Raw genomic sequence first — 12,239 nt, 5'->3', positions numbered from 1 at the left:
AAATAAATACATGCAGCTGATTAAAATTGAAACGAGTATATCAACAAAAACACTGTAAATAAATACAGTTTTTTAAATAAAATGATGATTTTGTTTTGTTCTACCAGATGGAATGGTTGTGTTACCTAGATTTTATCTTGTTTTCAACGTTTATTTACCTCATTTAATAAATAAGCAAGTAGATAACAATGAATGACAATTAAGGAGAAAAAATTAAACAAGCCATTGATCAGAAAAATCTCAATGGCTCGGAATATAGTTAACTAATACAATGAACTAATCACTTCATAAATTAATTGTAGATTTAAAATAATAAGCGAAATCGTCGCTATCCAACCTAAAATAATGGTTAATTTGCAATTCACAAACTCTTTCATGATTTTTTTATTTGAGGTGACTAAAATTAAAGGAATCATTGAAATTGGTAAAGCAATGCTTAAAAAGACTTGAGTATAGATTAATAAATTTTCAACAATATTTTCTTTATCGCCCCAGATATAAATACATAAAATCACAGGTGTAACCGCTAATCCTCGACTGATTATTCGTCTAGCCCAGAGCGGAATAGATAAATGAATAAAACCTTCCATGACTATTTGCCCAGTCAGTGTGCCTGTAATTGTTGCGTTTTGACCCGATGCGAGTAAAGCAACGGCAAATAAAGTTGCCATAATTGAACTTGCCACAGGACCAACCATATGTGGATCTTTCAGTGCATCATAAAGTTGGGTAAATCGACCAAGATTGTCGGGATTATTGCCATAAAAAAGCGCAGCCCCAAGAATTAATAATAAACAATTTATGATAAATGAAAATGACAATTGTATATTGGAATCGATCGTTGCATATTTAATTGCATCTTTTAGGCTTGTTCTGTTTTGTCTATCATATTTTCTAGTTTGAACGATAGACGAATGAAGATACAAGTTATGCGGCATAACGGTTGCACCCACAATACCAAGAGCAATCACTAATGCGGAATCATGTCCTTTGATTGAGGCAGTAAAAATATCACTTCTAGGAATAAACCCATTTAAAATATCACTAAGTTCAGGAGAGGCTCTTAAAACTTCATAAGCGAAGATAATAAATATTGTCGCAATTAAACAAAAGACGATAGCTTCTATTTTTCTAAAACCAAACTTCATCAAAATTAAAAGGATAACAACGTCAAAAACGGTTAATAACACACCAATTAATAATGGAATATCAAATAATAGATTTAAAGCTACTGCACTACCAATGACTTCAGCAATTTCTGTGGCAATAATGGCTAATTCAGTCGATATCCATAAACAAAAAGCTATTTTTTTACCGACCATTGATTTTGTGGCTTGGGCAAGATCCATACCCGTTACTACGCCTATTTTCACACACATTGCCTGAAGAAGCATTGCAATTAAGCTAGAAATGAGTATTACTGATAGTAATAAATAGCTATAAAGCGCACCACCTTGAATGGATGTGATCCAGTTTCCTGGATCCATATAACCAACAGCAACTAAAGCACCTGGACCAGAAAAAGCCCACAGTTTTCGAAGAAAACTCGCATTAGAATCGGGAATATGAACCGTATTATTGATCTCTTCTAAACTTACTGTGGATATTTTTAACATAATTAAACCTCTAAATTAATATAGTGGTATTATATTTGATAATAAGAATCATTATCAATTAAAAATAGTTATTTTAACTTTTTTTATAAAATTATAATTGCGTTAATGTGTATTCTTTAGACTTAAAAGCGTATATTATTTATTCTAATTGAGTTTATATATTGGTATGGCTATACCAGTTATGATTGATTAAATAGATATTGTTTGATTTCTCAAAAATGAGAACAAAAAGCAATCATCTGTTTTAAATAAAAAAATTTCTAAAATGTATCCTGCAAGTCTTAAGTAAAACTTATTTTAACTAATTTATTGTGCATTCTCATTTAAATATCCATTAAATATCTATTAAAAATAGTAAGGAATCACTCAAATGTTTGGAAATAAAATAAATCGTAAAATTATCATTTGGACTACACTCATTGGTGGTTTTATTAGTTCATTAGTCAAGTGGGGATCTGAAGTTAATATGCCGCCTCGTGTTCCCGGTGAAATTTCGCCACCAGCAGCACATATTGATGCTTGGCTTGGTTGGTTAGGTATTAATTCGCATTCCCTTGATTATATTTATCAAGGGGCAAATGTTTTAGGTGCTGTGACACTTTATCACTGGCTATTTAGTTTTGCTTTTGCATTTGTTTATGTATTTATTGCCTATTTTTGGAATAAAATTCGACTTTGGTATGGAGCATTTTATGGGTTGATTATTACTGTTGTTATGCATGGCTTTTTTATTCCATTGTTAGGCTTCCGTCATCCAGCTTATGATCCAGAAGGTACCGTTGGCTGGTTATGGAATTTAAATGGCTATGAATTATGGAGTGAAATTTTAGGTCATATTTATTGGGGAGTCTCCATTGAAATCTGTATGATTGCTGTACTTGCCCATTTTTCAAGACCAATTTATGGAGAGTGGCGTAAATAATTGACTTATTTTGCAATCCTTCTATTCTAAAAAAATAGGAGGATTGTTAATCTTAACCATATTGATTATTTTTTAAAATTTATCTGTACAAAACGGTTGGATTAACTTTAACTATTCTATCAGCATTTATGACATTAACTTTTTGTTCAACCTTCGCTGATCGACGAACTTCTCATTAAATTTCAATAATAAAATTGTTAATAGCTAAAAAAATAATTAAAAATAATAATGTAATTCAAAGATAATCAATACATTGCTTATTTGAATTTAATATACATTAAAATAAATTCACAATACAGTTAACGCCAAAAATAATGGTAATAATAATGTTGTGAAATATTTGTACATCTAGAAAAAGACTATTTTTGTTATCACCCAACATAGGCAAAATTAAAATAACTTTAAGAAAATAAAGATAATATAGAAATCTTATTTTTACATTATCTGTAAAAATTATTTTATATCAGAATGTTATCATTGAGATTACCAATTAATCATTAATGATAACGATAAAAAAGCAATTTGATATAGCTAAAAACTATATCAATTAATAAAAAACTAGAATTATTCAATAACATTTTTTTTTGCTATCTTTTTAACCACGCAAGAACCGTGATTAAAGGAAAATAAAATGAATACAGCAGTTATTGGATATCCTCGTGTTGGTAAACTTCGTGAATTGAAATTTGCAACCGAAGCTTACTTTAAAGGTAATAAAACCCAAACCGAATTATTAAGTGAAGCTAAAGCACTACGTGCCGAGCATTTACAACAACAAGCTTCGCAAAAAATTGCATTTATTTCGTCTAATGACTTTTCATTTTATGATGCAGTATTAGATACCGCTTGCTTACTTAATGTTATTCCTAAACGTTACCAAGATTTGGGATTACCAGAACTTGATCGTTATTTTGCTATGGCTCGTGGTTATCAAGGTGAAAAAGGCGATGTGCGTGCGCTAGCAATGAAAAAATGGTTTAACACCAATTATCATTATTTAGTACCTGAAATAGAAGATTCAGTGCAGATCAAAGTAGCTGGTAGCAAACCGTTTGACGAATATCAAGAGGCCAAAGCGTTAGGTATACAAACTAAACCTGTTGTTGTTGGTCCATTAACGTTTTTCAAATTAGCACAATATTTAGGTAATAAACAGTTTGTTGACTTTAAAGCTGATATTATTAAAGCTTACCAAGAAATTATTCAAAAATTCACAACACTTGGCGCTGATTGGATTCAAATTGATGAGCCAATTTTAGTCACTGATCTTAATAAAGAAGATATCGCTTTATTTACAGAGCTCTATCAAGCAATCTTATCCGTTAAAGCTACCACTAAAGTGGTTCTACAAACCTATTTTGGTGATGTACGTGACTGTTACAAAGAGTTAGTGGCTCTGCCGTTCGATGGTATTGGTCTTGACTTTGTCGAAGGTAAACAGTCATTAGCATTGCTTGAAAATAATGGTTTCCCTTCGGGTAAAGTATTATTTGCTGGCGTAGTGAATGGTAAAAATATTTGGAAAAATAACTACCAAAAAACTTTAGCATTACTCGGAAAAATTAAGCAAAAAGCAGCTAAAGTTGTAATTAATACTTCGTGTTCATTGTTGCATGTACCTTATACATTACAAAATGAGACTAAATTAACCATTCAACAACGTGCTTACTTTGCTTTTGCACAAGAAAAACTGCAAGAATTAGCAGAGCTTGGTCAGTTATTTAATGAAGCTAACCCAGAAAATAGTGAGACTTATAAAGCGAACCAAACACTGTTTACTCGTGAGCGTGAAGGGGCAAATCAAGAGGTTCGTCAAAAAGTTGCGGCATTAAGTGCTTCTGACTTTACTCGCTTACCTGAATTTTCAGTACGTGAAGCAGAGCAGAAAAAAGCATTTAATTTACCATTGTTACCAACTACAACGATTGGTTCATTCCCACAAACGCCAGATGTGCGATTAAATCGTGCTAAATTCAAAAAAGGTGAAATTTGTTTGAATGAATACACAGAATTTAATAAGAAAAAAATTGCCGAATGTATCAAATTACAAGAAGAGATCGGTATTGATGTGTTGGTGCATGGTGAATTTGAACGAAATGATATGGTTGAATATTTTGGTGAAAGCTTAAATGGTTTTGTCTTTACTGAAAAAGCATGGGTGCAATCTTATGGTACTCGTTGCGTTAAGCCACCAATTGTATGGGGTGATATTTCACGTTCTAAACCAATTACGGTTGAATATTCAAAATATGCACAAAGTTTAACAGATAAACCTGTTAAAGGCATGTTAACTGGTCCAGTAACGATTCTTAACTGGTCATTCCCTCGTGAAGACATTTCACAAAAAGAATCTGTATTCCAAATTGGTTTAGCTATTGGCGATGAGGTGCTCGATCTTGAAGCGGCTGGCATTAAAGTCATTCAGATTGATGAGGCAGCACTTAAAGAAAAATTACCATTGCGTAAGGCAGATTGGAACAGCGAATATCTAGATTGGGCAATTCCAGCATTTAGATTAGTACATAGTAAAGTTCAAGCAGATACGCAAATTCATACTCATATGTGTTATAGCGAATTTGCTGACATCATCAAAGACATTGATGCAATGGATGCGGATGTTATCTCGTTTGAAGCATCACGTTCTAATTTACAGTTGATTGATGTGCTTAAAGCCAATAATTTTAAAACCGAAGTGGGACCGGGTGTTTATGATATCCATTCACCTCGTGTACCGCCTGTGGCTGAAATTAAAGGAACTATTGAGAAATTGCTTGCGAAGATCGATAAACAAAAATTATGGATTAATCCAGATTGTGGTTTAAAAACGCGTGGTGAAAAAGAGGTGGTTGAAAGCTTACAACACTTAGTTCAAGCCACATTAGAAGTAAGAAAAACACTCAAATAATACTGTTTTTCAAAATAATTTAACTTTGTTAAATCTGATATTGCCGCCGCCTCATTAGGCGGCGGAAACGTCAATAAGGAAAAATAGTAATGATAACCAATGGATAATGCAGATGAAAACAAATCTACTTTTTAATCAAAAAACGGTGTTCTCCTTTGAGGTTTTTCCTCCTAAAAAAACATCACCTTTGGAAACAATTTACAGTACTTTGCGCGAACTCGGTTATTTTAAACCTGATTTTATTAGTGTTACCTATGGAGCAGGTGGTAGCTTGAATGGCCAAACTACTATCGATATTGCTCACTCAGTTAAGCATACCTATGGTATCGAAAGTGTTGCCCATTTACCGGGTATCAATTTTGATAAAACCGAGATGAAAAAAATCCTTCACGATCTTAAATGTGCGGGTATTGATAATGTACTTGCGTTACGAGGTGATATCAATCCAAACGTAAAACCGAAAGATGATTTTCGTTTTGCAAGTGAACTTGTCTCTTTTATTAAAGAAAATGGCGATTTTAACGTAATTGGTGCGTGTTATCCTGAAGGGCACCTTGAAGCGGCAACCATTAAACAAGATTTAATTCATTTGAAAGAAAAAGTGAACGCAGGTACTGATCAACTGATTTCCCAATTGTTTTTTGATAATGATTATTTTTATGCCTTTTTAGATAAAGCGCGTGATATGGGCATTGATGTACCCATTGAAGCAGGAATTATGCCGGTAACGAATAAAAACCAAATTGAACGTATGGTTTCAATGTGTGGTGTTAATCTACCTAAGAAATTTAAGCAAATGATGGAAAAATATGAACATCATCCAGATGCATTCCGTGATGCAGGTATTGCTTATGCTATCGATCAGATTGTTGACCTAGTTTCGCAAAATGTTGACGGTATCCATTTATATACGATGAATAATAGCTATATCGCTCGAAGAATCAGTGAAGCAGTATCAACGTTACTTGCCGTTCCAAAATCAATATAGTTTTATCATTAAGAAAATTTAGAATAGGGTTTGGAGAAATTGGTTGCGGGGGCTGGATTTGAACCAACGACCTTCGGGTTATGAGCCCGACGAGCTACCAAGCTGCTCCACCCCGCGTCAGAGAGGTGAGTTATATTATAGTAATAAAATAATAAAGCAATACTATTCTTTACTGAACGTATTATTTTTACACATTCCTTAACAAATGAGCGTAATTTATATACTAAATGGAATCTGCTTGTGGATATTTTTTACAAAATTCTACTTAACTAAGTTTACTGATTAGCTTAGGTTTAGTGTGATTAAAACGATTAATAAGGCATTATTTATAAATAAAAGTAATTCAAATGCTGAAATGGTATACACTCCTGAATAATATTTTACAAATATTCTACTTAAATAAGTTCACTGATTAACTTAGGTTTGGTGTAATTAAAATGATTAACAAGGCATTATTTATGAATAAAAGTAATTTAAATGCTGAAACGGTATACACTCCTGAATAATTTTTACAAATATTCTGCTTAAATAAGTTTACCGATTAGTTTAGGTTTGGTGTGATTAAAACGATTAATAAGGCATTATTTACAAATAAAAGTAATTTAAATGCTGAAACGGTATACACTCCTGAATAATTTTTACAAAATCACTTTAATTATTTTTAATCCATTGCTCTATTTCTTTAAAATGATTAATTAAAATGTGTTTCTCATTTTCGATATTCACCATAAATTTGTTGTAGATATCAATTCTGTCATGTGTTGATAGATGTTTTATCTGTTGTTCTATCGCGCCTATATCATGTTTGATATTGGTAATGATACGACGTAAAAATTCATCCATATATTGTTGAGAAGAAAAATAAGGACCGTAATAAACCATAGAGCCATATAAAATGGGTTCAAATAAACTGTGTCCTTTCAAACTCGGATCAAAAGAGCCAAAAACGATGGTTGCATGAGATAATGAATAAATTTTACTGAGCACACCATAACTTTTTACAAAAGTAATCTCCGCAGTGATATTGGTAGCATTGTTCCATTGCGTTATAACAGCAAAGCGATTTTGATACGCTTCTTCCCATTTTTTTATTAAATTATCAAATAGATGTATATGTCTAGGAACAAGTATAATTTTATAATCCAATTTGACCAATTTAGCTAACAGCTTAGATACTGTATTAAGTTCTTCAGGATGGAAATTTGAAAGAGTGATTATTTTTCTTTCACTGTTTATATTTTTAATATCTAAAATTGTTGTATTTAAAGGGAGTTTATAACTTGGTGTTACCGAAATAGAAACATTAGGCATTACAGGTAGCATTTTTGTTTTTAGTTCAGCGGTTTGTACAAACACTTTTTTTATCGGAGAAAACAGTAACGCTTGATAATAGCGATTGTTTAAACGATTAATGGTTTTATCTGAAAAATGCCCATTGAGTAAAATGATTTCTCGATCAAGTAAATCCATTGTAGCCAGAAAATTAGGCCAAAAATCATGTTCAATAATTATTGCTTTCCTAATATTGAAATGGTGGATAAATAAACTTTGATGAACTAAAGAATCGTAAGGAAAATATACTATTGTTATATCATTTGGCTGGTTAGTTAATTTTTTATAAGCCTGAATTGTTGTGACGGTAAGAATAATTTTTTGTCTAATTTGTGTTTGAAAAGAGTTAATTAAGTTAATTGCAGCATCAGCTTCACCTAATGAAATAGCATGAATCATAATGCAATTATTTACCTTAGGTTTAGAAAATAGGAATCCTAAAAAATAGTGCTGACTGATATGCCTCAAGTTGTCTTTTAGGCTCACTTGTTGCCTAAATTCTTTGAAGAAAGAATAAACAGCAATGAGTGGTAACAAGAACAAAATAAGTTGCACGATAGCTAATAAACAAACCTTAAATATTTTTTTCATTTTTGGAGTTAGTTATAAAAAATAACCAATGATAACATTTTATTAAACTTGTTAGATTACACTTATTTTTTATTTTACCGATTTATTAGACTGAATATTTTAACAAAATTTTATTTTATGGTTTAATTATCATTATGCTAACATCATTAAAATTACATAATGTTTATTTAATTGGAAAAGGAAAAAAATATGTCAACTCAATATCATGGATCTTGTTTGTGTGGAAAAGTTAAATTATCTGTTCCATTTGCCAATACGGATTTTAGTGCATGCCATTGCCAAACTTGTCGTAAATGGAGTGCTGGACCTTTAATGACTTTAGCGTACAGTGGTGATATAACGATAGAAGGGCAAGAGAACGTTACCCATTTTAACTCATCACAATGGGCGGAAAGAGCATTTTGTAAAGAGTGTGGCTCTCATCTTTATTATCATTTAAAAGGTACGCAAAATTATTATATTGCTGCTTGGATCTTTGATGATATTAAGGATTTAAAATTCACGGCTGAAGTCTTTATCGATAAAAAACCAACTTGCTATGCGTTTGCTAATCAGACTCACAAATTAACCGAAGCAGATATTTTAGCGATGGCTGAAGGAAAGGCTTAAAAAATAAATTATAACTTGATGTATTTATAAAAAAAGACGAGCATTGCTCGTCTTTTTGGTTATTGATAAAGTGCCTGTAATGGTATCACACTGTGAGCGGGATCGTAATCTAGAGCTGACGTTGTGGCATAAGCGGCATTCATAGTGGTATCGTAATGGACTTTATATTGGATAGCACTACGGCGTAGGATTTTAGAGGCTTCAATAGCAGCTCGCCCTGACGTTGTGTTAAGAATATAACTGTATTCACCATTTTTGATATGATCATGAATATTTGGCCGACCTTCATTTTCTTTCTTGACAATTTGACAGGCAATTCCTGCTTGTTGCAATGCTTTTGCTGTGCCAAGTGTGGCATCAATACTAAATCCATGAGCGATTAATCGTTTAGCAACTTCTAATAGACGTGGTTTATCTTGTTCACGAATAGAAAGTAATGCTTTGCCGGATTTTTTCATATTCGACAAGCTGCCAAGCTGTGCTTTGGCAAAGGCTTCTGCAAATGTTTTACCAATTCCCATGACTTCACCGGTTGAGCGCATTTCTGGTCCTAAAATTGGGTCAACACCGCTAAATTTATTAAATGGTAATACTACCTCTTTAACGGAATAATAAGGCGGAATCACTTCTTGGGTGACATTTTGCTTGGTCAGCGATTGCCCCGTCATGACGCGGGCAGCAATTTTAGCCAGTGGTAAGCCAGTCGCTTTCGAGACAAACGGCACTGTACGGGCTGCACGCGGATTAATTTCAATCAGATAAACTTGATTATCTTTGACAGCAAATTGCCCATTCATTAAACCTTTTACATTAAGTTCAAACGCCAATTGTTTCGCTTGTTTTCGCAGTTCCGCTAAAATTTCAGGGCTTAAGGTATGAGTTGGCAGTGAACAAGCTGAATCGCCCGAGTGGATGCCGGCTTGTTCAATATGTTCCATAATGCCGCCAATAACGATTTGTTCGCCATCTGCAATCACATCAATATCCACCTCAATGGCATCATCTAAAAAGTGGTCAAGCAGTACTGGCGCATTATTGGATTCACTTATTGCGGTTTTAAAGTAACGTCGTAAATCTTGTTCATTGTATACAATTTCCATCGCTCGTCCGCCTAATACATAAGATGGACGCACCACGAGTGGATAACCGATTTGCTCTGCTTTGATTACCGCTTTATCAATATCGGTTACGGTGGCATTAACTGGCTGTTTTAATTTTAATTTATCGACTACTTCTTGAAAGCGTTTGCGATCTTCGGCTCTGTCTATGGCATCAGGTGAAGTACCAATAACTGGAATTCCCGCTGCTTCAAGGGCCCGTGCCAATTTCAGCGGAGTTTGTCCACCATACTGCACTATTACGCCATCAGGTTTTTCAACGTGAGCAATTTCAAGCACATCTTCAAGGGTAACTGGCTCAAAATAGAGTCTATCTGAAGTATCATAATCAGTTGAAACCGTTTCGGGATTGCAATTTACCATAATGGTTTCAAAGCCGTCTTCACGTAAAGCTAAAGCAGCATGTACACAGCAGTAATCAAATTCGATCCCTTGTCCAATACGATTAGGCCCTCCTCCTAAAATCATAATCTTTTTACGATTAAATTGTGGGTTGGCTTCACACTCTTGTTCATAGGTTGAGTAAAGATAGGCGGTATCGGTTGAAAACTCGGCTGCACAGGTATCCACACGTTTATAAACTGGGTGAATATCATATTGTACGCGCAGATCTCGCACGGCTTGTTCTTGAGTATTAAGCAGTTTAGCAATACGAAGATCCGAAAAGCCTTTACGTTTAAGTTGCCATAATGTCTCTTGATCAAGATCATTAATGGTTTGTTGCTTTAAGCGGTTTTCTATTTGCACTAATTCTTCTATTTGCACTAAGAACCAGCGATCAATATGAGTTAATAAAAACACTTCATCAACGGTAAAACCCGCTCGAAAAGCATCGGCTATATACCAAATGCGATCGCTACCTGCCTCTTGTAGTTCGTAACGAATTTTAGCAAGATTCTTTTCATCGCTAGTATCATCGATTTTTTCATCCAATCCGCACGCACCGACTTCTAAACCACGAAGTGCTTTTTGCATCGATTCTTGGAACGTTCGGCCAATTGCCATCACTTCACCCACTGATTTCATTTGTGTGGTTAAACGATCATTGCAACCAGCAAATTTTTCAAAATTAAAACGTGGGATTTTAGTCACGACATAATCAATAGACGGTTCGAAAGAAGCAGGAGTTTTACCGCCAGTAATATCATTGGAAAGCTCATCAAGTGTATAACCGACGGCTAATTTAGCTGCAATCTTGGCAATAGGAAAGCCTGTAGCTTTAGAGGCTAACGCCGAAGAGCGTGATACCCGAGGATTCATCTCAATGACAATTAATCTTCCTGTTTGTGGATCGACCGAAAATTGTACGTTTGAACCGCCAGTTTCAACACCAATTTCGCGCAATACTGCAATTGAGGCATTACGCATGATTTGATATTCTTTATCTGTCAAAGTTTGTGCAGGTGCAACCGTTATTGAATCACCGGTATGAATGCCCATTGCATCAAAGTTTTCAATCGAACAAACAATAATACAATTATCGTTTTTATCACGCACAACTTCCATTTCATACTCTTTCCAGCCAATCAGTGACTCATCGATCAATAGTTCATTGGTTGGGGATAAATCAAGTCCACGAGTACAGATTTCTTCAAACTCTTCTTGATTATAAGCGATGCCACCGCCTGTTCCGCCCATCGTGAATGATGGACGAATAATACAAGGAAAGCCCACTTGTTCCAGTACCGTATAAGCCTCTTGTAATGAGTGAGCAATGCCCGAACGTGCGGTATCCAGCCCAATTTTTTTCATTGCCTGATCAAAACGTTTGCGATCTTCGGCTTTATCAATCGCATCTGCGGTTGCGCCGATCATTTCAACATTAAACTCTTTTAATACTCCCTGTTTTTCAAGTTCTAATGCGCAATTTAATGCCGTTTGTCCGCCCATTGTTGGTAAAATGGCATCGGGTCGCTCTTTTTCAATAATTTTGCGCACACATGTCCAATGAATTGGCTCAATATAGGTGGCATCCGCCATTTCAGGATCGGTCATAATGGTTGCCGGATTAGAGTTAACTAAAATTACTCGGTATCCTTCTTCACGTAATGCTTTACATGCCTGAGCACCTGAATAATCAAATTCACAAGCTTGACCAATAACAATTGGGCCTGCGCCAATAATTAGAATACTTTTAATATCTGTTCGCTTAGCCATA

Annotated in this window: 7 protein-coding genes and 1 tRNA gene; 4 read left to right on the top strand and 4 right to left on the bottom strand. The window is 34.3% G+C overall.

Annotated features, from left to right (window positions below; all coding sequences use genetic code 11):
- Window positions 1-263 precede the first annotated feature (263 nt).
- Entirely contained in the window at window positions 264-1,616 is a 1,353-nt protein-coding gene (locus A9G17_RS07035; protein WP_065738112.1) for an Nramp family divalent metal transporter, read from the bottom strand.
- Window positions 1,617-1,986: 370 nt separating this feature from the next.
- On the opposite strand from A9G17_RS07035, the gene A9G17_RS07030 reads away from it, so the two are divergent.
- The 3 genes from A9G17_RS07030 (at window position 1,987) to metF (ending at window position 6,431) form a co-directional block, all read left to right on the top strand.
- A complete protein-coding gene (locus tag A9G17_RS07030) occupies window positions 1,987-2,538 on the top strand; it encodes a YagU family protein (protein WP_065738111.1) in 552 nt (183 codons plus the stop codon).
- A gap of 631 nt (window positions 2,539-3,169) precedes the next feature.
- The gene (gene metE / locus A9G17_RS07025) at window positions 3,170-5,443 is read left to right on the top strand and encodes a 5-methyltetrahydropteroyltriglutamate--homocysteine S-methyltransferase (protein ID WP_065738110.1); all 2,274 of its coding nucleotides are present in this window, start codon (window positions 3,170-3,172) and stop codon (window positions 5,441-5,443) included.
- A gap of 112 nt (window positions 5,444-5,555) precedes the next feature.
- Window positions 5,556-6,431 carry a methylenetetrahydrofolate reductase [NAD(P)H] gene (gene metF, locus A9G17_RS07020; RefSeq protein ID WP_065738109.1) on the top strand — a complete coding sequence of 292 codons (876 nt, stop codon included), beginning with the start codon at window positions 5,556-5,558 and terminating at the stop codon, window positions 6,429-6,431.
- Window positions 6,432-6,471: 40 nt separating this feature from the next.
- Here metF and A9G17_RS07015 read toward each other — a convergent pair.
- Window positions 6,472-6,548, bottom strand: a tRNA-Met gene (locus tag A9G17_RS07015).
- Between the two features lie 534 nt (window positions 6,549-7,082).
- Window positions 7,083-8,354: a 3-deoxy-D-manno-octulosonic acid transferase gene (locus tag A9G17_RS07010; protein WP_081301708.1), complete on the bottom strand. Its 1,272-nt coding sequence runs from the start codon at window positions 8,352-8,354 to the stop codon at window positions 7,083-7,085.
- Between the two features lie 189 nt (window positions 8,355-8,543).
- Between A9G17_RS07010 and A9G17_RS07005 the strand changes: the two genes are divergently transcribed.
- On the top strand, window positions 8,544-8,963 hold the full coding sequence (locus tag A9G17_RS07005; protein WP_065738107.1) for a GFA family protein: 420 nt from the start codon (window positions 8,544-8,546) through the stop codon (window positions 8,961-8,963).
- Between the two features lie 59 nt (window positions 8,964-9,022).
- Here the strand turns inward: A9G17_RS07005 and carB are convergent, their stop codons facing one another.
- Window positions 9,023-12,238 (bottom strand): carbamoyl-phosphate synthase large subunit, encoded by a 3,216-nt coding sequence (gene carB, locus A9G17_RS07000; RefSeq protein WP_065738106.1) that lies wholly within the window; start codon window positions 12,236-12,238, stop codon window positions 9,023-9,025.
- Window position 12,239: the final 1 nt, after the last annotated feature.

The sequence above is a fragment of the Gilliamella sp. wkB7 genome (assembly GCF_001693435.1).
In the GTDB taxonomy this organism is placed as follows: domain Bacteria; phylum Pseudomonadota; class Gammaproteobacteria; order Enterobacterales; family Orbaceae; genus Gilliamella; species Gilliamella apicola_N.
Note: the sequence above shows the minus strand (reverse complement) of the source record. Positions and strands in the feature narration are given on the sequence as shown.

Coding starts and splice junctions, on each gene's coding strand:
- A9G17_RS07035 (WP_065738112.1), bottom strand. CDS start 1,616: ATGTTAAAAATATCCACAGTAAGTTTAGAAGAGATCAATAATACGGTT.
- A9G17_RS07030 (WP_065738111.1), top strand. CDS start 1,987: ATGTTTGGAAATAAAATAAATCGTAAAATTATCATTTGGACTACACTC.
- metE (WP_065738110.1), top strand. CDS start 3,170: ATGAATACAGCAGTTATTGGATATCCTCGTGTTGGTAAACTTCGTGAA.
- metF (WP_065738109.1), top strand. CDS start 5,556: ATGAAAACAAATCTACTTTTTAATCAAAAAACGGTGTTCTCCTTTGAG.
- A9G17_RS07010 (WP_081301708.1), bottom strand. CDS start 8,354: ATGAAAAAAATATTTAAGGTTTGTTTATTAGCTATCGTGCAACTTATT.
- A9G17_RS07005 (WP_065738107.1), top strand. CDS start 8,544: ATGTCAACTCAATATCATGGATCTTGTTTGTGTGGAAAAGTTAAATTA.
- carB (WP_065738106.1), bottom strand. CDS start 12,238: ATGGCTAAGCGAACAGATATTAAAAGTATTCTAATTATTGGCGCAGGC.